The organism is Sphingobium sp. (assembly GCA_035196065.1).
Classification (GTDB): domain Bacteria; phylum Pseudomonadota; class Alphaproteobacteria; order Sphingomonadales; family Sphingomonadaceae; genus Sphingorhabdus_B; species Sphingorhabdus_B rara.
Map to the genome: position 1 here is coordinate 107,521 of CP136575.1, position 23,892 is coordinate 131,412.

General features: G+C 58.4%; 28 protein-coding genes and 1 tRNA gene. 18 read left to right on the forward strand and 11 right to left on the reverse strand.

Going from position 1 to position 23,892, the window contains the following annotated elements; translation table 11 throughout:
- Window positions 1-7 precede the first annotated feature (7 nt).
- Window positions 8-898, reverse strand: a complete 891-nt coding sequence (locus RSE16_00545; protein WRH77380.1) for an acyl-CoA thioesterase II — start codon at window positions 896-898, stop codon at window positions 8-10.
- A 528-nt stretch (window positions 899-1,426) separates the two neighbouring features.
- Here RSE16_00545 and RSE16_00550 point away from each other — a divergent pair.
- From RSE16_00550 to RSE16_00580, 7 genes are all read left to right on the forward strand, one after another.
- Window positions 1,427-3,403, forward strand: coding sequence for a ribonucleoside-diphosphate reductase subunit alpha (locus RSE16_00550; GenBank protein ID WRH76001.1), 1,977 nt, complete (start codon window positions 1,427-1,429; stop codon window positions 3,401-3,403).
- A gap of 55 nt (window positions 3,404-3,458) precedes the next feature.
- Entirely contained in the window at window positions 3,459-4,511 is a 1,053-nt protein-coding gene (locus RSE16_00555) for a ribonucleotide-diphosphate reductase subunit beta (GenBank protein ID WRH76002.1), read from the forward strand.
- A gap of 137 nt (window positions 4,512-4,648) precedes the next feature.
- Complete coding sequence (locus RSE16_00560) at window positions 4,649-4,801, forward strand: hypothetical protein (GenBank protein WRH76003.1); 153 nt, start codon at window positions 4,649-4,651, stop codon at window positions 4,799-4,801.
- The gene (locus tag RSE16_00565) at window positions 4,798-5,364 is read left to right on the forward strand and encodes a hypothetical protein (GenBank protein ID WRH76004.1); all 567 of its coding nucleotides are present in this window, start codon (window positions 4,798-4,800) and stop codon (window positions 5,362-5,364) included. Before RSE16_00560 ends, RSE16_00565 begins: the two co-directional genes overlap by 4 nt.
- Window positions 5,361-6,416, forward strand: coding sequence for a DUF262 domain-containing protein (locus RSE16_00570; GenBank protein WRH76005.1), 1,056 nt, complete (start codon window positions 5,361-5,363; stop codon window positions 6,414-6,416). The genes RSE16_00565 and RSE16_00570 overlap by 4 nt, the downstream gene beginning before the upstream one ends.
- 74 nt (window positions 6,417-6,490) lie before the next feature.
- Window positions 6,491-6,655, forward strand: coding sequence for a hypothetical protein (locus tag RSE16_00575; GenBank protein ID WRH76006.1), 165 nt, complete (start codon window positions 6,491-6,493; stop codon window positions 6,653-6,655).
- On the forward strand, window positions 6,652-6,969 hold the full coding sequence (locus RSE16_00580) for a DUF952 domain-containing protein (GenBank protein WRH76007.1): 318 nt from the start codon (window positions 6,652-6,654) through the stop codon (window positions 6,967-6,969). The genes RSE16_00575 and RSE16_00580 overlap by 4 nt, the downstream gene beginning before the upstream one ends.
- Window positions 6,970-6,989: 20 nt before the next feature.
- Here RSE16_00580 and RSE16_00585 read toward each other — a convergent pair whose 3' ends face one another.
- From RSE16_00585 to RSE16_00610, 6 genes are all read right to left on the reverse strand, one after another.
- Entirely contained in the window at window positions 6,990-7,511 is a 522-nt protein-coding gene (locus RSE16_00585; protein ID WRH76008.1) for a thermonuclease family protein, read from the reverse strand.
- 199 nt (window positions 7,512-7,710) lie between these two features.
- A complete protein-coding gene (locus RSE16_00590; protein ID WRH76009.1) occupies window positions 7,711-8,418 on the reverse strand; it encodes an NRDE family protein in 708 nt (235 codons plus the stop codon).
- Between the two features lie 22 nt (window positions 8,419-8,440).
- On the reverse strand, window positions 8,441-9,088 hold the full coding sequence (locus tag RSE16_00595) for a hypothetical protein (GenBank protein WRH76010.1): 648 nt from the start codon (window positions 9,086-9,088) through the stop codon (window positions 8,441-8,443).
- 40 nt (window positions 9,089-9,128) lie between these two features.
- Window positions 9,129-9,290 carry a hypothetical protein gene (locus RSE16_00600; GenBank protein ID WRH76011.1) on the reverse strand — a complete coding sequence of 54 codons (162 nt, stop codon included), beginning with the start codon at window positions 9,288-9,290 and terminating at the stop codon, window positions 9,129-9,131.
- A gap of 275 nt (window positions 9,291-9,565) precedes the next feature.
- Entirely contained in the window at window positions 9,566-9,886 is a 321-nt protein-coding gene (locus RSE16_00605) for a DUF1905 domain-containing protein (GenBank protein WRH76012.1), read from the reverse strand.
- Between the two features lie 27 nt (window positions 9,887-9,913).
- Window positions 9,914-10,798 carry a peptidylprolyl isomerase gene (locus RSE16_00610; GenBank protein WRH77381.1) on the reverse strand — a complete coding sequence of 295 codons (885 nt, stop codon included), beginning with the start codon at window positions 10,796-10,798 and terminating at the stop codon, window positions 9,914-9,916.
- A gap of 110 nt (window positions 10,799-10,908) precedes the next feature.
- Here RSE16_00610 and RSE16_00615 point away from each other — a divergent pair.
- From RSE16_00615 to RSE16_00640, 6 genes are all read left to right on the forward strand, one after another.
- Window positions 10,909-10,999: transfer RNA gene (locus RSE16_00615), tRNA-Ser, on the forward strand.
- A gap of 54 nt (window positions 11,000-11,053) precedes the next feature.
- A complete protein-coding gene (locus RSE16_00620; GenBank protein ID WRH76013.1) occupies window positions 11,054-13,087 on the forward strand; it encodes an alpha-galactosidase in 2,034 nt (677 codons plus the stop codon).
- An 80-nt stretch (window positions 13,088-13,167) separates the two neighbouring features.
- A complete protein-coding gene (locus tag RSE16_00625) occupies window positions 13,168-14,280 on the forward strand; it encodes an S-(hydroxymethyl)glutathione dehydrogenase/class III alcohol dehydrogenase (GenBank protein ID WRH76014.1) in 1,113 nt (370 codons plus the stop codon).
- 20 nt (window positions 14,281-14,300) lie between these two features.
- Window positions 14,301-14,678 (forward strand): VOC family protein, encoded by a 378-nt coding sequence (locus tag RSE16_00630; GenBank protein ID WRH76015.1) that lies wholly within the window; start codon window positions 14,301-14,303, stop codon window positions 14,676-14,678.
- A gap of 10 nt (window positions 14,679-14,688) precedes the next feature.
- A complete protein-coding gene (locus RSE16_00635; protein WRH76016.1) occupies window positions 14,689-15,183 on the forward strand; it encodes a prolyl-tRNA synthetase associated domain-containing protein in 495 nt (164 codons plus the stop codon).
- A 26-nt stretch (window positions 15,184-15,209) separates the two neighbouring features.
- Window positions 15,210-15,671: an NAD(P)H-dependent oxidoreductase gene (locus RSE16_00640; protein ID WRH76017.1), complete on the forward strand. Its 462-nt coding sequence runs from the start codon at window positions 15,210-15,212 to the stop codon at window positions 15,669-15,671.
- A 33-nt stretch (window positions 15,672-15,704) separates the two neighbouring features.
- Here RSE16_00640 and glpX read toward each other — a convergent pair whose 3' ends face one another.
- Both glpX and RSE16_00650 read right to left on the reverse strand, forming a co-directional pair.
- Window positions 15,705-16,655: a class II fructose-bisphosphatase gene (glpX, locus tag RSE16_00645; protein WRH76018.1), complete on the reverse strand. Its 951-nt coding sequence runs from the start codon at window positions 16,653-16,655 to the stop codon at window positions 15,705-15,707.
- Window positions 16,656-16,691: 36 nt separating this feature from the next.
- Entirely contained in the window at window positions 16,692-17,993 is a 1,302-nt protein-coding gene (locus RSE16_00650) for a homoserine dehydrogenase (GenBank protein ID WRH76019.1), read from the reverse strand.
- Between the two features lie 104 nt (window positions 17,994-18,097).
- Here RSE16_00650 and RSE16_00655 point away from each other — a divergent pair, with 104 nt between their 5' ends.
- Window positions 18,098-18,901: a nucleotidyltransferase family protein gene (locus tag RSE16_00655; GenBank protein WRH76020.1), complete on the forward strand. Its 804-nt coding sequence runs from the start codon at window positions 18,098-18,100 to the stop codon at window positions 18,899-18,901.
- An 8-nt stretch (window positions 18,902-18,909) separates the two neighbouring features.
- Here the strand turns inward: RSE16_00655 and RSE16_00660 are convergent, their stop codons facing one another.
- Window positions 18,910-19,965: a DUF1176 domain-containing protein gene (locus RSE16_00660; GenBank protein ID WRH76021.1), complete on the reverse strand. Its 1,056-nt coding sequence runs from the start codon at window positions 19,963-19,965 to the stop codon at window positions 18,910-18,912.
- 94 nt (window positions 19,966-20,059) lie between these two features.
- Between RSE16_00660 and RSE16_00665 the strand changes: the two genes are divergently transcribed.
- Entirely contained in the window at window positions 20,060-20,929 is an 870-nt protein-coding gene (locus tag RSE16_00665) for a 3-hydroxyacyl-CoA dehydrogenase NAD-binding domain-containing protein (protein ID WRH76022.1), read from the forward strand.
- 72 nt (window positions 20,930-21,001) lie between these two features.
- Here RSE16_00665 and RSE16_00670 read toward each other — a convergent pair whose 3' ends face one another.
- Window positions 21,002-21,820 carry a cold-shock protein gene (locus RSE16_00670; protein WRH76023.1) on the reverse strand — a complete coding sequence of 273 codons (819 nt, stop codon included), beginning with the start codon at window positions 21,818-21,820 and terminating at the stop codon, window positions 21,002-21,004.
- A 234-nt stretch (window positions 21,821-22,054) separates the two neighbouring features.
- Between RSE16_00670 and RSE16_00675 the strand changes: the two genes are divergently transcribed.
- Genes RSE16_00675 through RSE16_00685 form a run of 3 tightly spaced genes read left to right on the forward strand, consistent with a single transcriptional unit; the run spans window position 22,055 to window position 23,889 of the window.
- Window positions 22,055-22,675: a ribonuclease D gene (locus RSE16_00675; protein WRH77382.1), complete on the forward strand. Its 621-nt coding sequence runs from the start codon at window positions 22,055-22,057 to the stop codon at window positions 22,673-22,675.
- Between the two features lie 36 nt (window positions 22,676-22,711).
- Window positions 22,712-23,359, forward strand: coding sequence for an LPS export ABC transporter periplasmic protein LptC (locus tag RSE16_00680; GenBank protein WRH76024.1), 648 nt, complete (start codon window positions 22,712-22,714; stop codon window positions 23,357-23,359).
- Window positions 23,359-23,889 (forward strand): LptA/OstA family protein, encoded by a 531-nt coding sequence (locus tag RSE16_00685; GenBank protein WRH77383.1) that lies wholly within the window; start codon window positions 23,359-23,361, stop codon window positions 23,887-23,889. Before RSE16_00680 ends, RSE16_00685 begins: the two co-directional genes overlap by 1 nt.
- Window positions 23,890-23,892: the final 3 nt, after the last annotated feature.

Here is a 23,892-nt window from a genome sequence, read left to right on the forward strand (position 1 = left end):
TCTGTGCTTATTTCGGCGTGCGCATGCGGATCAGGCCTTCCTGCGCGCAGGTGGCGACAAGGCGGCCGTCGCGGGTGTAGATTGATCCGCGGTTGAAACCACGGCCGCGGCCTGACCAAGGGCTGTCACAGCTGTACAAAAGCCAATCATCGACGCGGAAATCGCCGTGCAGCCAAACGGCATGGTCAAGGCTTGCCGATTGGAAGCCAGGGGTCAGCCATGTCACGCCATGTGCCAATGTCGAAGTGCCGAGCAACCAGCTGTCACTTTGATAAGCCAGCATGGCGCGGTGCATTGCGGCATCGTTAACCGTAGGGGCGCGCAGGCGAAACCAGATATCCTGACGCGCCGGTTCGCGCTTGTCGCCGCCCAGCCAGTCACGCGGATCGACGGGACGGCTTTCAAAGGCGCGGTCCCGCAGGAAATGGTCGCGGCCTTTTTCGGGGATACGGTCAGCATATTCGGCGCGCAATTGCACCTCGTCCTTCAACTCCTCGGGCGGCGGCACATCGGGCATGGGTTCCTGATGATGGAAGCCTTCTTCAAGTTTCTGGAACGATGCCGCCATGTTCAAGATGGGCCGATCCTGCTGCAACGCGATGATCCGCCGCGTCGAAAAACTGCCGCCGTCGAAATCGCGTTCGACACGATAGGTGATCTCGTAATCCTCATCCCCGGGACGCATGAAATAGGCATGGAGAGAGTGGGCGATCCGTTCCGGCTCCACCGTATCCTGCGCCGCGGCCAGCGCCTGCGCAATCACCTGTCCGCCAAAGACGCGCCCGACCCCGCCGGCCTTGCGCTGGCCAAGATACCAGCCATCGGCCATCCGGCTGACGGTGAGGAGCGATTCGAGCTCGGCAACGAGTTCGCGGTCAGTGGGATTTGGGTTCGACATGAGGCGGGCGTTAAACGGGACGCGACGCAATTGCAACGATCCACCCAGCGTCAAGTAGGCAGCCTGATTATCCCCATCCATTTTTTATCGTGGATAAAAATTTTCTGCCTTCACCCACAAAAATGCTTGCGTCCCAATCAAGCCCTAGAAAGTCCACGCGTCGCTGATCGGGCAAGGGCAGAGGCTGCGACGAATGGAATCTCGCAAGCGACGAACTGAGTCGTTAATTAACCATTTACCCTCTTGCGTCTGAAAACGGTTGAGGCACTATAGATAGCGGTTGGCCGTAGGGGGCATACCTACAATTTGTGTCTCATCCCGCAGGAGGTGATTCTGCGGAGGGTGTTTTCTGCTCAAAATAAAGGAGCGGAGGCGTGAATTTTTTCCCCCGCGGACAGCGCGAAATGCTAAGAGGGGCGCTTGCCTCTCGAGTCGAACAATAGGCGAACATGCCTATGCTGTTCAGGAATCAGGGGTCGGCAGCCGAAAGGGGTGGCAGCCGGCACCAGCAAGGGAGCAAAGAGTCACATGGATTTCAGGGATTTGGCACAGGAAGCCGGAAAAAACGATATGACGGATATGCTCGAAGCAGAAATGACCAAGACTGAAACCCCGCAGGCAGCAAGCAAGGCAACGCCCGAAAAGGAAGTCGCAGAGGCGCAGGCCAAGGCGAAGGCTGGTACCGATTCCAAATCGGTCGCCGCGCGTCGATTCAATGTCGTTACCGATACATCGCGTGACGAACTGCTGACCGAATTCGGCAAGGAAACGCTGAAGGACCGCTATCTGCTTCCTGGCGAAAATTATCAGGATCTGTTCGCACGCGTTGCTGACGCCTTTGCCGACGATCAGGATCATGCCCAGCGCCTGTACGACTATATCTCCAAATTGTGGTTCATGCCCGCCACCCCCGTGCTGTCAAATGGCGGCACCGGACGCGGCCTGCCGATCAGCTGTTACCTGAACAGCGTCGACGACAGCCTGGAAGGCATCGTCAATACCTGGAACGAGAATGTCTGGCTGGCATCGCGCGGCGGCGGCATCGGCACCTATTGGGGCAGCGTGCGCGGCATCGGCGAACCTGTAGGCCTCAACGGCAAGACCAGCGGCATCATCCCCTTTGTCCGCGTGATGGACAGCCTGACGCTGGCAATTTCGCAGGGCTCGCTGCGCCGTGGTTCGGCCGCCTGCTATCTCGACATCAGCCATCCGGAGATTGAAGAGTTCCTGGAAATCCGCAAACCTTCGGGAGACTTCAACCGCAAGGCGCTGAACCTGCACCATGGCGTGCTCGTTTCGGATGACTTCATGGAAGCCGTGCGCGAAGGTAGCGAGTTCAATCTCGTTAGCCCCAAGGACGGCAGCGTGCGTGGATCGGTCGATGCGCGCAGCCTCTTCCAGAAACTGGTTGAGACCCGCCTTGCCACGGGTGAGCCCTATATCATCTTCAGCGACACCGTGAACAAGTCGATGCCCAAGCACCATCAAGAGCTGGGCCTGAAAGTATCGACGTCAAATCTGTGCGCCGAAATCACCCTGCCCACGGGTCGCGACCATCTGGGCGGCGATCGCACCGCTGTGTGCTGCCTCTCTTCGCTCAATCTCGAAACATGGGATGAGTGGAATGGCGACAAGATGTTCATCGAAGACGTGATGCGCATGCTCGACAATGTCCTTCAGGACTTTATCGACCGCGCACCCGACGAGATGAGCCGCGCCAAATATAGCGCCGGCCGCGAACGTTCGGTTGGCCTTGGCGTCATGGGCTTCCACAGCTTCCTGCAATTGCGCGGCCTCGGCTTTGAAAGCGCGATGGCAAAATCGTGGAACATGAAGATCTTCAAGCATATCCGCGCACAGGCCGATCAGGCGTCGATGGTGCTCGCCACCGAACGCGGCGCCTGCCCCGATGCCGAAGAACGCGGCGTGATGGAACGCTTCAGCTGCAAGATGGCAATCGCGCCGACCGCGTCGATCAGCATCATCTGCGGCGGCACCAGCGCGTGCATCGAACCGATCCCGGCGAACATCTATACTCACAAGACGCTGTCGGGCAGCTTCATCGTCAAAAACCCCTATCTGGAAAAGATCCTTGCAGGAAAGTCGAAGGATTCGACCAATGTCTGGAACACCATCCTCGAAAAGGGCGGTTCGGTGCAGCATCTCGATTTCCTCAGCCCTGAGGAAAAGGACACGTTCAAGACCAGCTTTGAAATTGACCAGCGCTGGCTGCTCGAACTGGCCGGTGACCGCGCGCCCTATATCGATCAGGCGCAGTCGCTGAACCTGTTCATCCCGGCAGACGTGGAAAAGTGGGATCTTTTGATGCTCCACTTCCGCGCATGGGAATTGGGCATCAAGTCGCTCTATTATCTCCGGTCGAAATCGATCCAGCGCGCAGGCTTTGCCGGCGGGGTGGAGGCGGACAATACCGCCGATGCACCCAAGATCGAACTCAGCGCCGGTGAACAGACCGATTATGAGGAATGCCTGGCCTGCCAGTGAGATTACCTCCTCTCCCCATCGGGAGAGGTAAACAGTTTGAACCAAGGAAACGTACATGTCCCTTCTAGAAGCCCGCAAAAGCTATAAGCCCTTTGAATATCCCTGGGCCTATGACTTCTGGAAACGTCAGCAGCAGATTCACTGGCTGCCCGAGGAAGTGCCCTTGGGCGAGGATTGCCGTGACTGGGCGCAAAAGATCAGTGAGCATGAGCGTAACCTGCTGACGCAGATCTTCCGCTTCTTCACTCAGGCCGATGTCGAGGTGCAGGATTGCTATCACGACAAATATGGCCGCGTGTTCAAGCCAACCGAAATCAAGATGATGCTGACCGCATTTTCCAACATGGAAACGGTGCATATCGCGGCGTACAGCCATTTGCTCGACACCATCGGCATGCCCGAAAGCGAATATTCGGCCTTCCTCGAATATGAGGAAATGGCGGAAAAGTGCAATTATATGCACCAGTTCGGCGTCGATAATGATGAAGATATCGCCCGCACGCTGGCAATGTTCGGCGGCTTTACCGAAGGCGTGCAGCTGTTCGCCAGCTTTGCCATGCTGATGAACTTCCCGCGCTTCAACAAGATGAAGGGCATGGGGCAGATCGTCAGCTGGTCGGTGCGCGATGAATCGCTGCACTGCGAAGGCATTACCAAGCTGTTCCACGCCTTTACGAAGGAACGTGACTGCCTGACCAAGGCGGTGAAGGATGATATTATCGATTGCTGCCAAAAGGTCGTGCGCCTGGAAGACAGCTTTATCGATCTTGCCTTTGAAATGGGCCCCGTGCCCGGCATGACGGCGAAGGAAATCAAGCGCTACATCCGCTACATCGCCGACTGGCGTCTCGGCCAGCTGGGCCTGCAGCCCATCTATATGGTCGAAGACCATCCGCTGCCCTGGCTCGCCCCGCTGTTGAACGGTGTGGAGCATGCCAACTTCTTCGAAACCCGCGCGACCGAATATTCAAAGGCATCGACCCGCGGCAATTGGGGCGAAGTGTGGGATAGCTTTGACCGGCGCAAGAAAAAGGTCGCCAATGATGGCGCGGCCGAAACCACCGTCGAAGCTGATATGTTCGCGGCCGCCGGAGTTGCGGCGGAGTAATTACCGCTTAAATTTACTATAGTTTAGAAGCCCTAACTGATACGCCTTCCATGTGGTGGCGTATTGGTTGGGGTTTTTCTTTTATGACCGATGTTCCGGCGGACTTTTTACGTCGCATTGATGTGGCGCAATACGGGATGACATATTCCAAGGCGCCAACCCGCGCCAATTGCAGCGAAGTTTGGGACAGCTTTGACCAGCGCAAGAAAAAGGTCGCCAATGATGGCGCGGCCGAAGCTGCGAGCGACGAAGCCGATATGTTCGCGGCTGCGGGGGTTGCGGCGGAGTGACCTCAAAGGTCGATGTACTAATCAACGCAGATCGCGGATTCATAGCGCAAACCTCACTTGACAAGTTCCTTCGGGAACGGGTCCTTTCCGGCGAATGTCGCGCCTTGGATTCTGCACAGCACATCAACTTAAGAGATGAAATTGCCACTCAATTTTCAATTCACAGCAATGACGTTATTGTAGTCGGCTCCGCAAAACTTGGGTATTCGGTGTCTCCTCTCAAAGCGCTGAAGCCATTCGATGATAGCTCTGACATTGATGTTGCAATTGTAAGTGCAAAGCTCTTCGAAGTATACTGGCTCGAAATGTACCGCGCCAAAAAACGTATGATCGAGTGGCCGGAGTTGCCGGATGCCCGCAAATATCTATTCAGTGGCTGGATACGTCCAGACAAGCTCCCAATGCTCCAACTGCGAAATGATTGGTTCGATTTTTTCTCCGATTTGCAAGCCCGGCGGTTAGGTGGCCCATATCCCGTAAGGGCCGGTATTTACTACAACATCGGATTTCTTGAGGCGTATCAGGAGAACGGTGTGCGGCGGTCATTTACGGGAGCAGAATGATGGACACAACGGCTACTAACAAAAGGGTTAGAGAGTTGATCTCTGATTTGGAGGAAAAACGACTCATTCCAAACCCTAAGTTTCAACGGCGTTTGGTGTGGGCTCAAAAGCATAAAGCAGAATTCATAAATACAATTTTGAATGGGCTACCCTTTCCAGAAATTTACATCGCTGCCGGCAATGTCGATGTTGAAACTGGAAAAGGCTACTCGATGTTGGTCGATGGTCAACAAAGGATAACCACAATATATGAGTACTTTAGTGACAGTCCAAATTTAGAACTGCCGCCATCTATTCCGAGATATGCCGATCTCAGCGTGGAAAAAAAGAAAGATTTCTTAGAATACAAAGTCGTTGTTAGAGATCTAGGAAATCTAGAAGCAAAAGAAGTAGTTGAAATATTTGAAAGAATTAATTCAACATCATACTCCCTTAATGCAATTGAAATTTCTAATGCTAGATATGACAATGAATTGAAAGATCTTGCAGAAGATATTTCTTCGTTAAAATTTTGGGACGATAGAGGAGTATTTCGGATCAATGAAATTAAGAGAATGCAAGATATAAATTTTATTCTTACAATAATTATTACAATTATTAGCGACTATTTTAATAGAGACGATAGAATTGAAGAGTTTCTTATAAGATTTAATGATACATTTGAATCTAAATCAAAAGTACAATATGAATTGCAGTCAACTATTGGATTCATCGACGATCTATCGCTATCATATTCTAGTCGAGCATGGCAGATAGCAGATCTTTTTACATTAATTGTTGAGACTCATCGAGTATTATTTAAAGAAAAGAAGAAGCTTGATCAAAAAAATTCTAAATCTCTTATTGAATCTTTTTATATTTTTGTTGATGACCAAAAAAGATCTTCTCATGATCAAGCAGCTCTCGAGCTTGATGGCATCGAAAAGCACAAGAATTTTGATCAGAGAAAGATTGAGCGATACTATTCATTAACTGTTTCGGGAACGAATAATCGAGCGAACCGCATCGAACGTGGATATATATTTCACGATTGTGCATTGGTGCCGGATTAAATCGAATCCAAAGATGCCGCGTAAATAGGACGGAGGGCTATCCCCCACCGCCATAACCGGCTAGGTCGGCGGGCATGGCCGATCTTTACCTCAAAGCACTGGAATCCGAACGCCGCAGCCTGTGGGCGACCGCCCGGCTAAAGGGGCTGCCCAAGGATTCGCCCGAACGGGTGCGGATCGCGCAGATCGACGCTGATATCGCCGCGCACAAGGCCAAGGCAAAGGCGCCCAAGCCATGACCGATATGCCTCACCCCACTACCGCCTATAAAATCCTGACTGCGTCCCAATGGGCGCATTTTCGCCGCCATGGGGTGTTTCACGGCGCGCCGGTCGATCTGGACGATGGCTACATCCATTTGTCCGCCGCCGACCAGTTGCAGGGCACGTTGGACAAGCATTTTGCCGGACAAAGCGATCTGGTTATTGCCGAGGTTGATCTGGCCGCGCTGAGCGAAAGCGTGAAGTGGGAGGTTTCGCGCGGCGGTGCGCTTTTCCCCCATATCTATGGCCCGCTGCCCATGGAGGCGGTGCGGGGCGTGCGCGGCGCCTGACCGCAAGGCCCCTTCCCCGATCAGCACCAGGGGCGGCGACCGCCTTGATACCAACGGGCCAGCCCTTCATTGACCAGCACCCCGCCCAGGCTTTGCCCGCCGCGCGTCAATATGCGCAGCTTGCGGCCGAACCGGTCTTCATCGCGGTCGATGCGGGCCAGGCTGAACGGACCATTATTGACCAGCGCGTGCAGCCGGCGGGTCGCCTGTGCGCCCAATTGTGCCTCTGCCGGGCAGCGCGGCTGGCTGACCTCGGGCGTGTCGATATCGGCGATGCGGATCTTGGTGCCGCGATAATAGATCGTATCCCCATCGACGACGCAATTGGTGCGCGGGCCCGATGCGCACAGGGTGAAGCGCGCGCTTTCCCGATCTTTGGCGACGGCGCCACGGGCCATGGCGGGGGCTTCCCCCATGGCGCCGATACTTAACGGCGCGAGGATCGCGGCCGCGATTGCCGCAATGACATAGCTTGGGATAAAGCGGTACGGCGCGCGCAAGGTCGCACGCCGCGCCCGCAAAAAGCGCGTTATTCGGTTCAATTTCCACCACCCTTGCCGCGTAGGGGCGGCAATAACGCCGGCTGGATAACCGACGGTGCCGACCTGCTATGCCGATGGTAAAGGCAGGTCAACCGCCTGCCAAAAAGGGACGGGTCCGTTTCGAACAGGGCGGGGCCAAATCCGCGCGGTTATGGAGGGAAATGCAGCGGCTGGCCTTCACAGCCGCGGGCGGGGCTGCCTAGCCGGGCCAGGAAAAGGCGAAGCGGTTCGTTCCCGAAACCGCGGCGCCGGCATCAAAGCGGCGCTCGATAATGCGGCCGCGCCCCGCGCCGTCGACCAGCACCAAGGTGCTGCACCTCGTGCCATAAACCGGCGCGTTGATGAAGATCGGCGCACCCAAATCATCGCGCAGCTGCTCGTCACGCAGCATAGCGAAAAGTGCGTCTTCGCCTTCACCGGCAGCAATCCAATCGGCCAGCGCGCGCTCGGCCGCCGTCCGCCGCGGCCAGGGCTCAGCAGGATGGCCGTTCGAAAGACCGTGGATGCCGGGCGACAATGGCGTGCATTGCGGCTCCGGCCGGTTCGACAAGAGCAGCGTGCCATCCGGCCCGTGGAGGAGGAGATTGAAGGGATTATAATGCGCCAGCCCATCCCCTTCCGGCATAATGCCATCGATCAGCCATTCGCCCACCAGCGCACCGCGCGACCGCTTTTCAGGATCGGGGCCGTCGGGATCGCGAATATTGGTCACCACGGCAAGGCGGCCAGCCTCACTAATGCCCAGCCAGCCGCCGCCCGCCTGCAGATCACGCCCGGCCAGCACATGCGGTGCGTCCGTCCAGCGATCTAGCGGCGCTGCGGGCCGCGCATGGAATTCATCGCGATTGGCGGCGAGCACCAGCTTCCAATCCGGGTGGCAATCAAGGGCGATGGCGACAACACACATGGCAAGGCGCTATGGCGAAAGCTTAGCGGCTTGGCGAGCGAAAGTCCGGACCTGCGCCGGACAGCTCCTCGACAGCAAGTTCCGTGCCTGCGATCGGCCGGATCAACTGCTGCGCCTCTTTCCAGTCCGCACAAAGCCAGCGCTCTTCACTGCCTGCGGGCAAGATTGCCGGCATGCTCACCGGCGCTTTGCCCCCTTCCACCGGGATCAGCGCCGATGACGGTTCGGTCACCAGCATCGCGAACACCGGCATGTCGGTCAGGTCACGCCAGATTCCAGCAACGGCAAAGATCGGACGGTCGGGCAGCGTGCAGTTGAGCATCGGCGCGCCGTGGCGGCGCGAGCGATAATGGAACGATGTCATCGGAATGAGGCAGCGCAGCCCCGCATGACGCAAATTGCCGATCCAAAAGGGGCTGTCGAAATTGCGCACATGGAACACCCAGCGCAAACCGCCCGGCGGGGTGAGTTCGGTCGATTGGCCGGCCGCCGGATAGCCCCAATGCATCGGCCGGATGAAGCGGCGTCCGCTGGAACCTGAACGCACCACGACAGGGCCGAAGCGCTGCTCGATCAGCGCGCCGCCTTCCCATGGATCGGGCCCGGAATCAGCGTTGAATGCAGCCGCAATAGCGGCCGAACGACTATCGAGATGGCACTGCAACGACATGGTGCCACCTCTGACAGCTTTGCACTTTCGCGCAAGCGCTTCAGGAGAGGCGGCGGCGCGGCTCCTTACGCCGTTCCTTGCCCGAACGGCGTTCGACCCCTGAGCGTTTTTCTGCGCCGTCAAAGTTGGCCGCGGCGTCCTGCCGCCGCTCTACACCGCTGCGGCGGACACCGCACCGATTGTCTTCGCCAATTTCCTGCATAAGCAACTCCTGTGCCTGCGCCATTTGAAGCGCAGAGATTATCGAGGGAAGGTCACCAAATTCCTAACTGTAAAAGAGTGACGGAAATTGATCGATATCAAGGAAAAGCCGGCGTTGCTGCCGCACAAGGACTGCACTGTTACACAATCAGGAGGCAGACATGTCCGATTTCTCAATTCTTCCCGTGGCCTTGTTCAGCGGTATGGTCGCTGCGTTCATGCTGGTGATGCTGTTCGCCGTTTTCACCGACCACGACGCGCGCCAAGGCTGAGCCCTCAAAAGCAGAGTGTCATGGTAGCGCTGTCGCCGGGGGCCAGCCCTTCGGCCTTTCGCACCGCTGCCTTAATCGGCAACAGCCATTCGGCCCCGCTTTTTTGCGGGAATACCGACGTATCCCAATGGGTGTCACCGATGGTGACACGCACCTTGATCGCGCCCCAACCGCGCCTGCGCCCGCTTTCCAGACGCCGCATCAAGGCTGTCGCCTGAAGCGCCTCAGCGGCCTCGGCTTCGATCGTCACGAAGTGCCATTGGGTGGCCGACGCGCCGCCGCTCCAAAGCCATATTGGAGCGGTGAAGGTGAGCGTTTCAGTCAAGTCCGGTCCGCCACTTTATTGACAGTCTTATCCTGCCTTCCGTCGCACTGGCACCGGGATATTGCAGATATCTGCCCCGCCGGCCGGCTTGATGAAAAAGGCGTCGCGCCGGTTGGCACGGGCATCGGCATAGGCCGAGAAACTTGCATTCTCAGTGGAGAGATATTCATAAGCCGGCAGGCCCTCGATTTCGTTGCCCAGCCGCACCGAAAGGATCGGTACCCGCTCTTCTTCCTTCTCGTAGAAACCCAACGCTCCGGTACCGCGCGGCAGGCTGGACAGATGCTCGATCCCCTCAATCACCCGCCCAACAAGCGCGATGTTACGGTCGAGGTGGCGCGGCGCATGACCGATAACGGTGTAAAGCTCCGCCCCGGTTCCGGTATCGGGCGACAGGTTGCGACCGACGCCGACCATGCCGTAGCAGTGGACAGGCCAATAACCTTCCTTGCCGAATGCGATCGGCCAGCCACGATAAAAACCCGTGTCATGTGAATAAGAGTCACGCCAACTGCCTTCAAGCGAGTAAAATGGCCTGCCGACAAAATCTTCTGTTACATACTCACTCTCCGGCACAGTCGCCAAACCCTCCGGCAGCGCTTTTTTCTCGGTCGCATCGCCCCATTGCGCGACATAATTGTCCTGCACGCGGTTGATGCTGGTGCCATCCCACCATTTGGCGGCGGCAAGCTTGCGGATATTGCCGACCCAGGCCTGACTGAACGGCGCGGGGACCAACTGGATCACCACGCGGCGGACTTTGCCGTTCAGCGACGCCAGATCCATCACCAACAGGTCAGACGGCGCGATTGCCGCCCATTCCGTGACATTTGCCTTGGCGACGATTTCCGACGGTGCCGGAAATTCGGGCTGCGCGGGCACTTGGGCAGAGAGCGGAAGCGCAGCGAGCATCGCGGCGCAGGTGAACAGGAACGGCTTTTTGATCATCACCGGCTTATGCCCCATCATCGGCGCTTGCGAAAGCGGCTTTGGCCCTATAGGGGCTTCGGCTTCCAGAGCGCGGAGACGTGGCCGAGTGGTCGAAGGCGCTCGCCTGGAAAGTGAGTATGGGTCAAAAGCTCATCGAGGGTTCGAATCCCTCCGTCTCCGCCACTATATGGGGCTGCGCAATGCGCGCCCCGTCGCCGTTTTAAGGGGAACAGGCGATTGCCCGATAACCAGTGGATCATCCTGAACGGCCGAACGACTACGGTGGTTCTGGAACATATTGCCGGAGAGGCACCGCTCTGGCGCTATTGGGGGGCGAGGTTGGCAGATGGAGCGACGCCGGCAACCCCGCTGCGGAGCACCCGGCCCGAACCCACCTTCTCCGCCGCGTTTGACCAACCCTTGTCGGTATTTCCGGGAGCAGGCATTGGGTGGTTCGGCGCCCCTGCCCTTTTGGCGCATCGCGCAGGGCGTGATTGGAGCTTTCAGGCAAATACCGTCGAAGTGGAATGCGACGGCCATTGCGCCACGATAAAATTGATCGATACTGTAGCCGCACTCCAAGTCGAAATACGGATCACGCTTGATCCGCAAAGCGATGTGCTGACCCTATCTTCGCGCCTTGAGAATCGCGGCACGGAAACGCTCGATGTGCAATGGCTCGCCTCGGGCGTGCTACCGCTGCCCTGCGGCGCACAGGCCGTGCACAGTTTTTCGGGCCGACACAATGGCGAGTTTATTGCCGTCACAGACCCGCTTACGCGCAGCATCTGGCGGCGCGAAAACAGACGCGGGCTAAGCTCGCATGATTGCTTTCCTGGCGCGACCGTCAGCGCCGATGGTACATTCTATGGCGCGCAGCTTGCCTGGTCTGGCAACCATGTGCAGATGATCGAGTGGCTCGATGACGGGCGCCATCAATGGCAAATGGGTGAGGGATTTGCGCCGGGCGAAGTGCGGCTGGCCCCAGGCGAGGCGATCGAGACCGCAGAAATGCTCGCCACCTGCGCCCCAGACGCCAATGGCGTCGCACAGAATTTCCATGGCGCAATCCGCAGCCTGATGGATTGGCCGGGCGGAGCAATGCGCCCGCGACCCGTGCATATCAATACTTGGGAAGGCTTCTATTTTGATCATGATGAGTCGGCGCTAAAGGATCTCGCCAATCATGCCGCAGCGATCGGGATAGAGCGTTTCGTGCTCGACGACGGCTGGTTCCATGGCCGCGATAACGACCGCAGTTCGCTGGGGGATTGGTGGGCCGATGCTCGCAAATACCCGCAAGGCCTGGCGCCGCTGGCCCACCATGTCACAGAATTGGGCATGGAATTCGGGCTATGGGTAGAGCCCGAAATGGTCAATCCCGACAGCGACCTTTATCGGACGCATCCCGAATGGGCTCTGGCTATTTCAGGAAGGCCGCAGATCACGGCCCGCAACCAGCTGGTGCTCGACATGCGTCGCCAAGATGTTCGCGACTATCTGTTCGATTGCATCGCCCGACTGCTAAGCGATTTGCCCATCGGCTATTTGAAATGGGATCATAACCGCGAATTGATCGCCGCCGGAAATAGGGCGGCCTTTCGCGCACAAATCCATGGCACCTACGCATTGTTGGCGCGGTTGCGGGAAGCATTTCCATCCGTCGAGATAGAGGCCTGCGCCGCTGGCGGGGGACGGATCGACGCTGGCATCATCCGTCATACCCATCGTTTCTGGACCAGCGACAATATCGATGCCGTCAGTCGCCTGTCGATTCAGCGCGGCTATCTGCAATTTCTGCCGCCCGAACTGATGGGCGCACATGTCGGCGCATCGCCTGCTCATGCAACAGGTCGAAAGCAGTCGATGGATTTCCGCGCCGGCGTCGCATTGCCCGGCCATTTCGGGGTCGAGCTTGACGTCCGCAAGCTGGACGATGGCGATCGCGAAAAGCTGGCCCAGTGGGTCGCCACATACAAGACGCATCGTGACCGGCTGCATCTTGGCAAGGTCTGGTTGGGTGACGCGGGCGATGGACTTTACTGGCAGGCACATGGCGATGGCGACGGGCTGTTGGTGTTCGTTTACCGCACGGAACCGCAAAGCTGGAAACATGCACCGCAGTTGCAGCTACCGATGCTCGATGTCGGGCGTCGTTACCGCGTTGGCGGCACCGACTATCATGGCGGCTGGCTGTCCGCTGTCGGGCTGCCCCTCGCGCCCATGAAGGCCGAGCGTTTCCAACTTGTCGAAATCGAGGCGCTGACCTGAACGCTCACCCGCGATTTCGGGTGTTGCGCCATCGGGCTGCGCGCCATAAGGCCTGACGATCAATTTGTAGAGGATCGCCGATGAAGACCCGCGCTGCTGTTGCGTTTGAAGCCAAGAAACCGCTTGAGATTGTCGAGCTTGATCTGGAAGGCCCGAAGGCGGGCGAAGTGCTGGTTGAGATCAAGGCGACCGGCATTTGCCACACCGACGCCTATACGCTGGACGGGTTTGACAGCGAAGGCATCTTCCCGAGTGTGCTTGGCCATGAAGGTGCAGGGATTGTGCGCGAGGTTGGCGCAGGCGTGACCAGTGTCGTTCCCGGCGACCATGTGATCCCGCTCTACACGCCCGAATGCGGCAAGTGCAAAACCTGCCTGTCGGGCAAGTCCAACCTGTGCACCGCGATCCGCGCGACGCAGGGCAAGGGCTTGATGCCTGATGGCACCACGCGCTTTTCCTATAAGGGCCAGCCAATCTACCATTATATGGGCTGTTCGACTTTCTCGAACTTCACCGTGCTGCCCGAAATTGCCGTTGCCAAGATCCGCACCGACGCGCCGTTCCAGACGAGCTGCTATATCGGCTGCGGTGTGACCACCGGCGTCGGCGCTGTCACCAAGACCGCCAATGTGCAACCGGGCGACAATGTCGTCGTCTTCGGCCTTGGCGGCATCGGGCTCAATGTGATCCAGGGCGCAAAGCTCGCCGGCGCAAAGATGATTGTCGGCATCGACATCAACTCCGATCGCGAAGAGTGGGGCCGCCAGTTCGGCATGACCCACTTCCTCAACACCAAGGGGATGAGCCGCGAGGATATTGTCGCCAAAATCGTTGAACTGACCGATGGCGGCGCAGATTATAGCTTTGACGCCACCGGCAATACCGAAGTGATGCGCACCGCGCTTGAATGCTGCCACCGCGGCTGGGGCACCAGCATCATCATCGGCGTTGCCGAAGCCGGCAAGGAAATCGCCACCCGCCCGTTCCAGCTCGTCACCGGACGCAACTGGCGCGGCACCGCCTTTGGCGGCGCCAAAGGCCGTACCGACGTCCCCAAAATCGTCGACATGTACATGGACGGACACATCCAGATCGATCCCATGATCACCCATGTCCTCACACTCGATGAAATCAACAAGGGTTTCGACCTGATGCATGCAGGCGAAAGCATCAGAAGCGTTGTCGTTTTCTGATAAGTAAGGAGAGAAAGCAGATGTTCAGCCATATGATGGTCGGCAGCAATGATATTGCCCGATCAAAGACATTTTACGACGCGACCTTTGCAACAATGGGCGGCAATCCCGGGATCGAAGATCCCAAGGGTCGCCTCATCTATATGCACAATGGTTCGATGTTCCTCGTAACACCGCCGATAAACGGCGAACCCGCCACGCATGGCAATGGCTGCACCATCGGTTTTGCCATGACGCCTGAACAGGCTGATGCTTGGCACGCAGCCGGCGTCGCCAATGGCGGCACGGCGATCGAAGATCCGCCGGGCGTGCGCGAAGGCGGCGGTATGAAGCTGTACCTGGCCTATCTGCGCGATCCGGATGGCAACAAGCTGTGCGCACTGCACCGCATGCCGTGATCTTTCAGCGTTGAGCGAAGAAACCAAACTCTATGCCGACCTTGATCTTCTCGGCTGCAGCTATGCAGTCGAGGAGCATCAGGCGGTATTTACCGTAGAAGAGAGCAGCGCACTGCATGACCGGCTTCCCGGCGTGCACAGCAAGAACCTTTTTCTGAAAGACAATGACGGCCGTTACTGGCTTGTCACGGTTCCCGCGGAAATCCGGGTCGACCTGAAAGCATTGCCCGCTGCAATGGGTTCGAAGCGGCTCAGCTTTGCCAAGGCTGAGGATTTGCTCCGTCTTCTGGGCCTTATCCCCGGTTCGGTGACGCCACTCGGCGCGATCAATGATAGCGATGATACGGTAACCGTGGTGCTGGACCATGAAATTGCCAATGCCATGACCGTCTGGGTACATCCGCTGCGCAATACGGCCTCATTGGGCATTGCGGGTGAGGGCCTGATCCGCGCATTGCGCCATTGGAACCATGACCCGGTGATCGCATCGGTCCCGCGGCTGTGAAACGCCTCGCCATTATCTGGCACAGCATGACAGGTGGGTCGCACGCCCTAGCACAAGCAGCAGCACAAGGTGCACATCAAGTTGGAGAGGCAGAGGTAATCCTGCGTCACGCAGAGGCGGCAGATAGCCAAACAATGCTCGATGCCGATGGCTATATCTTCGCTTTTCCGGAAAATCTGGCGGCGATCAGCGGCGTAATGAAAGCATTTTTCGACCGCGCCTATTACCCCTGTCTCGGCCGAATTGAGGGGCGCCCTTATGCTCTGCTTATATGTGCGGGTTCGGACGGAGCCAATGCCGTGCGCCAAGCAGAACGCATCGCCACCGGATGGCGGCTACGCAAAATCGCCAACAGCCAAATCATTCTCACCGCTGCGCAGACGCCCGAAGCAATATTAGCGCCAAAGACGATAGCCGAACCGGAACTTGCGCAAGCGCGCGAATTGGGGACGGCCATGGCCGAAGGATTGGCTCAGGGGATATTCTGACGTCGCTTCACAATTTGGTCGATAACGCAGGAATCAGCCGCGCCGATGCTCGCTTTTCACCCAGCGCACGGTTCCCGATGAAGCGCGCATAACAACACTTTCGGTCGTGATCTTGCCGTCGCGGGTGCGCTTCACGCCTTCGAGCAAAGAGCCGCTGGTCACGCCGGTCGCGGCAAAGATGCAGTCGCCCTTCGCCAACTCTTCCAGATCGTAAATCTTGTCCAGATCTTCGATTCCCCATTTGCGCGCGCGCAGACGTTCATCGTCGTTACGGAACAGCAGCCGCCCCTTGAACTGGCCGCCGACACAGCGCAGCGCAGCTGCCGCCAGCACACCCTCCGGCGCACCACCTGAACCCATATACAGGTCGATGGTGGTGTCGGGATTGGTCACTGCGATCACGCCGGCAACGTCGCCATCGGGAATCAGCATGATGCCGCAGCCGAGCGCACGCAGCTCTGCAATTATCTTTTCGTGGCGCGGGCGATCCAGCACGCAGACGATGATCTCTGACGGCGGGACGCCCTTTTCCTTTGCGACCGCCATCACATTTTCGCTCGGGCTTTTATTGAGGTCGATGATGCCTGGCGAATAGCCGGGGCCAACGGCAATCTTGTCCATATAGACGTCGGGGGCGTTGAGGAGATTGCCCTCTTCGGCAACCGCAAGCACGGCCAGCGCATTGGGGCCGGCCTTGGCGGTGATCGTGGTACCTTCGAGCGGATCAAGCGCAATGTCGATCTTCGGGCCAGTGCCCGGAGCCATGCCGACCTTTTCACCGATGTAGAGCATTGGCGCTTCATCGCGCTCGCCTTCACCGATAACGACAGTGCCATCCATATACAGCGAATTGAGCGCAGCACGCATTGCTTCGACCGCAGCGGCGTCGGCCGCCTTTTCATCGCCGCGCCCGATCATGCTGGCAGCGGCCATGGCGGCAGCCTCGGTAACGCGAACCATTTCGAGGACCAGGACTCGGTCCATAGCGTTGCCGCTGGCGTTAGTGGAGTGGGTCATCATTCAATCTCCCAAAATGTGCATAACCATCGGTTCGCCCTGCAGGCTGTCTGAGCCGGCAAGCGTCGCGAGTGTGTCTGTAATGGCTTGTTCGCGGGCCTCGTGCGTCACCATCGCGATCAGCGCGCTGCCATCGGCAACCTCGCGCTGGATCAGGCTTTCGATCGAGAGGCCAGCATCGCGCATTGCGGCGGCGATTTCGGCAAGTACGCCCGGCCGGTCGGCAACGAGCATGCGAAGATAGGTCTTGTTGATCCGGTGCGCGGCAGCGGCGCGGGGCAGCTCTTCAAGTTCGGCGGTCGGCACCGAAAAAGCGGGACCAGTTTCCTTGCGCGCAATATCAACAAGATCAGCAACGACCGCCGACGCCGTCGGTCGATCGCCCGCGCCGGCGCCCTGAAAGAGAAGCCGCCCCGAAAAATTGCCTTCCGCCACCACTGCATTAGTCGCGCCCATCACATTGGCGAGCGGATGGTCAAGCGAGACAAGGCAAGGCTGAACGCGCTGAAAAAGGGAGAACTCACCATTTCCGCCATCAACCTCAGCCAGCCCGATCAGACGGATGCGGTAACCCAGCGCTTTGGCCTGGGCGATATCGGCTGCGATGATCTTGCGAATACCGCGGATATCCACGCCATCAAAGTCGATCCGGCTGCCAAAGCTTAAAGATGCAAGGATGGAGAGCTTGTGCGCGGCATCGACGCCATCAATATCAAAACTGGGATCAGCCTCGGCAAAGCCCTTTGCCTGCGCATCGGCAAGGACGTCGGCAAAATCGCGCCCTTCGCGTTCCATTGCCGACAGGATGAAATTGCAGGTACCGTTGAGAATGCCATACACCCGGTCAATCCGGTTCGCCGCCGCGCCATCGCGCAGCCCCTGAATCACAGGAATGCCGCCGGCCACTGCTGCTTCAAATTTCAGCGGTGCATTTTTCGCCTCCGCCAACGCGCCAAGTTCGGCACCGTGGTGCGCGATCATTGCCTTGTTGGCGGTGACAAGCGCGCGCCCGACGCCGAGGGTTTCACGCGCCAAAGTCAGGGCGGGACCGTCTGAACCGCCCACCAGTTCGACAACAACGTCGACATCGACAGCCGTTGCCAGTTCACCCATATCGTCAACCCAGCGATAAGCTGAAAGATCGACACCACGATCTTTTGAGCGCTCGCGCGCGGTGACAGCGGTGATTTCGATGGGTCGGCCGGCGCGGCGCGCAATCAAGGCACGGTTTTCTTCGACTAACTGGATCACCCCGGTTCCGACAGTGCCGAGCCCAGCCAATCCGATACGAAGCGCCTTAGCCATAATTCCCCAAAAGTCGACTTGATGCCGCAGCGCCTAGGGCAAATAGCGTCACTTGACCAGCCTTAGCTTGCCCCAAAATGCGACCAACCCTATAGGCGCGTGGCATGACAGACCAACCCACCGTCCTCATCCTTGCCGGCAAACGCGACGGCACGCTCGATCCACTCGCTGAACGCGCCGGCGTCAGCCACAAATGCCGCGTGCCGATCAACGGCAAACCGCTGCTCGAATGGGTGGTCGAGGCAGTCGGCCCGGCCTTCCCCGATGCAAAGGTGCTGATTTCGATCCATGATCCCGAAGTGATCGCTGATCTGCCGTCAGTTGTAGCGTTGAAAGCAGCAGGTCGGTTGACGCTGTGCGCGGCACAAGCGGGAATCGTCGAAAGTGTCGAACATGCAATCGAGCAGGCGGGCGGCGACAGTGCGTTTCCGCTTCTGATCACCACGGCCGACAATGTCCTCGCAGAGAGCGACTATCTGCGCGATGTGCATCAGGCGGCACTGGCAGGCGATGGCGATGCTGTGGTCGTTCTTTCAACGCGCGAAGCAATTCGAGCGGCCCACCCGGATGGCCAGCGCCGATTTTATGAATTTAGCGATGCAGCGATTTCGAACTGCAATGTCTTCTGGCTGCGCAGCCCCAAGGCGCTTCGTGCGACTGAGGCATTTCGCGAAGGCGGCCAATTTGCAAAGAACCGCGCACGCATTGCCAAGGCGTTCGGAATCATCAACCTGCTGCGCTTCCGGCTCGGCTGGTGGACGCTGGAAAGCGCCTTCAAGGCGATCTCGCGCCGCTTTGGCGTCAAGGTGACACCGCATATCACCACCAATGGTGCGTTCGCGATCGATGTCGACAATGAACGTACCTATGGCGTTGCAGAGTTATTGCTAAAGGCGCGAAAGGGCTAACGTCCGCCTCAATCGCGAAACTCGACCCGCGCGCGCCAGACCACCGGCCATTCGGCAACCCCTCGGCATTCGTCCATCGCCCGGGCTTCGATGAGGCGAAACATCGCGCCATCCCAGACATAGCTTTGCGCTTGCCCGCAATCGCCGAGCCCACGCCCCTTGTGAAAGGCGTCAAGCTGTTGACGCGATGCGTCCCAAGCGACATTCGACAAAAGTGTCGCGCCATCCATCCCCTCGTCGGGCTTTTCCGGATAGTCAAAGCGGGCGGGAACAAAATCCCATCTCTTGCCGTCGACGGATGTTCCGAAATAAATGGCGGACGCAGCATTATAGGCACCCGAACCGCAACTGACGAGAAGCAAAGCCCTTCGCTGGCCATCGGCCCGGCCCAGGCTAACCGCGCTGTTCTCGGTCACTGCAGAAGGTTCCGTTGCGCATTTCGATCCTTCAACCACGCCCACGATCGTTGCGGCATCGGGCAGCGGGCCCTGTTTGCCAATGCGCTTGGCCTCAACTACCGGCAATGGGACTAGCTTTAAAGGCTTCACGCGACGGCCCATTGCAGACAATGCCTGCCGCGTACCGGCGCGATTCTGTATTGCATCAATGCGGTTTAAGGCGGCAGCCGACCCGGCAAGCTCACGCTTTCCAAGCAGCACTCCATTGCCATCCTCGATCGATAGCGTGCGTCCCCGCGCGATTGCACGCACCAGTTTGAGCGCAGCATCGCCATCGACCATGATTGGCCAGTCGCCTGCCGCTTGCGTTCCATTTGCCGCCACACGTCCGCCGACAAGCACACGGTACCGTCCGCCCGTCGGTTCGGCGAATTGGATGCGCACGCTGACTCCCGCGTCGCCACTGCCGCGACGGATGATAATTTGCGGACCTTCCCCGCCGTCACCATCGGGCATCAGCGAAATGGCCTCGCAGGCAAGGCTGTTGTCGCACACGGCCGACCAGTCCTTGTGAAAAAACTGCTCCCCCAGCTTGACTGGCGATGCAGCGAGGGGGACGGAAATCACCATGGCTGCCAATGCGGCGCGTACGAAGGACAGGCTCATGGCAAACAGTCTATCCTCATCCGTTCTGCTCCGCTAGGGGCCTGACATGCTTTGCCCCCAAAGGGCGTGGGTTATTCGAAAAGGTACAACGGAAATGCGCACAGTTGCAGTTATCGGTGCAGGTCAAATGGGGTCCGGAATCGCCCAAGTGAGTGCTGCCGCCGGCTATCAGGTGCTTCTGTCGGACATCGATCTCGGCCGTGCCAGCGCCGGCAAGGATGTGATTGCGGCGGCGCTGCGCAAATTGGTCGACCGCGAAAAAATCGGCGCGAGCGAGGCCGAACAGACGCTCGCACGGATCACCCCTGTCGCCGATTACGCGCCGATGGCTGAAGCCGGACTGGTCATCGAGGCCGCGACAGAACGTGAAGAAATCAAGCGCCGTATTTTTGACGAGGTTGGCAAGGTGCTTGGTTCGACGGCAATCCTTGCCACCAACACCTCTTCAATCCCGATCACTCGCATGGCACAAAATTCGCCTGATCCGAGTCGCTTCATCGGCGTCCATTTCTTTAACCCCGTGCCGATCATGGGATTGATTGAGGTGATTCGCGGACTCGCCACATCGCAGGAGACGGTCGAGAAGGTGAAGCTGTTCGGCGAGACATTGGGCAAGTCGCTGGTATTCGCCGAAGACGTACCCGGGTTCATCGTCAACCGCATCCTTATGCCGATGCTGAACGAAGCCTGCTTCTCGCTGGGTGAAGGCGTCGCATCGATCAGGGATATCGACATGGCCTGCCAGATCGGTCTCAATCATCCAATGGGGCCTTTGACGCTTGCCGATTTTGTCGGGCTGGATACCTGTTTCGAAATCATCAAGGTGCTGCACGAAACGACCGGTGACCCGAAATATCGCCCGGCACCGCTGCTCGTGAAATATGTCGAGGCCGGCTGGCTTGGCCGCAAGACCAAGCGCGGCTTTTACGACTATAGCGGCGCCGTGCCCGTGCCGACGCGATAAAAAGCCGCAGCATGACACAAATAAAAAAGGGCCCCGCAAGAGGCCCTTTTTTCTTATCGTACAGAAGCGATGTTACTCGCTGATGCGCTGAACATTCGTTGCCGAATATTTGCCACGACGATCGACTTCAATGTCGAAAGCCAGACGGTCATTCTGGGTTACGGTACCAACGCCCGAACGCTCAAGCGCGGAAATGTGAACGAACACATCTTCACCGCCATCATCGCGCTGAACGAAACCGAATCCCTTCATGTCGTTGAAGAACTTCACCGTGCCATTGGCGCGTTCGCCGGTCGATTCGCGCATCGGGGCACGATCAAAACCACCACGCTCACCGCCACGCTCACCGCCACGCTGGAAACCACCGCGGTCACCGCGATCACCACGGTCAAAACCAGGGCGCTCCGGACGGGGTGCGCGCTCGGGAACCGGCATCGGTTCACCGTCGATCACAAGATCGGTCGCCGACACCTTGCCGCCACGATCAACCAGCGTAAATTCCAGTGGCTGACCCTCGGCCAGACCGGTGAGGCCAGCCTGTTCGACAGCGCTGATATGAACGAACACATCGTCGGGACGGTCATCAACCTGGATGAAGCCGAAGCCCTTCTGATTGTTGAAGAATTTAACGACACCCTTGCCGTTTCCAACGACCTGAGCAGGCATTGCGGGGCCACGCGGAGCGCCACCACCGAAGCCGCCACCACCGCCGCCGCCGCCGCGCGGGCCGCCGAAGCCGCCTCCACGTGGACCGCCGCTGTTATAGCCGCCAGAGCGTTCTCCGCCTCTCAATTCACCCGGAAATGAGGGGGCCTCGAAGCCAAAATTATCGTCGCCGAAACGATCGCGCTTGTCACGGCCACGGCCACGACGCTTGTCATTAAAACTCATGTTCGAACAGTTACTTTCTCGTCGCCCGTCAAGCTAATTCCATGCGAAACAGGGCGAATATCCCGCATTTGCCGCGTTTGGGCACAGCCGCCACGCCTTTCAACTATACTCCATACGCGGCAACCGCGATAGCAAATAATGCAGGAGCCTTTACGGGTGGTAAAACTTGCCTTGCGCCGCCTGCTGGGGCAGAGGAAGGCTCATTCAATTGCCGCACAGAAAGTCATGACGCGCATGAGCGTATTCCTGCACGAAGAAGATTTACCCGATGGCGTCCTGCAAGGCAGCACTATTGTCGCCGTGGACACCGAAACAATGGGTTTGCATACCCTACGGGATCGACTGTGCCTGTTGCAGATTTCCGACGGCAATGGCGATGAACATCTGGTGCGTTTCGCACCCGGCAGCAATTATGCCGCGCCCAATCTGCGCGCGATCCTGGCGGATCCCGCACGGTTGAAGCTTTTCCATTTCGCCCGCTTCGATCTCGCAGCGATCGAACATTATCTTAAGGTGACAGCCGCGCCGCTGTTCTGCACGAAAATTGCCTCGCGGCTGACGCGCACCTTCACCGATCGCCACGGCCTGAAAGAATTGGTGAAGGAACTGCTCGGCGCGGATATCTCCAAGCAGCAGCAATCGAGCGACTGGGGCGGTCCGGTTCTGAGCGAGGCGCAAAAGGATTATGCCGCCAGCGACGTTCGCTTTCTGCACCGGCTCCATGCCGAATTCCTTATCCGTCTAGAACGGGAAGGCCGGATGGACATGGCCCAGGCCTGTTTCGATTTCCTGCCCCACCGGGCGCGACTCGATCTGATGGGTTGGCCTGACGACGACATTTTCGCGCACAGCTAAGCGCGCATTCATCAGCAGGAGCGCAGGAAAGAGCGCATGTCAGAACAGGCAGACAAGGAACGCACATCGCGGCAGCAACTCGCCGCGCCAGGCGGCCGGCGTGACCGGCTCGTGCGCCTGCTTCGCGTCGTACTGCCCAGCATCATCGGAGTGCTGCTGGCGCTGCTGGTCGTTGCGCCCTTTTCCAACCGCGAGGAACTGAGCTTCGTTCTGGCCAAGGATGAGGTCAACATGGCCACCGAGCGCATGCGGCTGACCAACGCAATGTACCGCGGTGAAGACAGCAAGGGCAGGCCGTTTGTGCTGCGCGGCGGCAGCGCCGTTCAGAAAAGCAGCGCCGAGCCCATCATCCGCCTTTCCGACCTGTCGGCCCAGATGCTGATGGATAATGGGCCCGCCCGACTCGTCGCCGGTCAGGGCTGGTATAATCTGGACACCGAAAAAGTCCGGGTGGAAGGGCCATTGTCCTACACCGCCGGCGACGGTTTCAGCCTGACGGCGAACAATGTCGAATTTGCAATGAAGACGCGTCAGCTGGAAAGTTTCGGCCCAGTCAGCGGCACAACGCGCGTCGGCACCTTCCGCGCGACAAAATTGCGGGCAGACATTGACGCACGAATCGTCCGCCTTGAAGGCGGCGCGCATTTGCGCATCGACCAGAATGCCATTAGAGGAGGCCGATGATGTCCAAATCCTTCTTTGCGATCATGCTGACCAGCGCCATTGGCACTGCAGCCCTGCTTTCGGTTGCAGCGCCGGCACAGGTATTGCGTAACCATGATAGCAATGCACCCGTCGATTTTGACGCAGGCGCTATCGAATTGCAGGATCGTGCCGACCGCGTGATATTGACCGGCGGGGTTACCGCCACTCAGGCAGGGCTGACCATGCGAGCTGCGCGACTGACGGCCGCCTATACCAGCAATGGCGGTATCGACGTCGATCGGCTTGATGCGGTTGGCGGCGTGGTAATTTCGAAGGATGATCTGCGCGCAACAAGCGATGCTGCAATCTATGATCTGAACGCAAATCTGATCACACTGCTCGGCAATGTGCACCTCACTCAGGGTGCGAACAAACTTAACGGCGCGCGGATCGTGATCGATCTCCAGGCCGGCCGATCAACGATCACCGGCGGAGCATCCGCACCGGGCACGACGGGCAGCAATGGCCGCGTCACCGGCACCTTTACCGTTCCGCAGCGCAAAAACTGACCC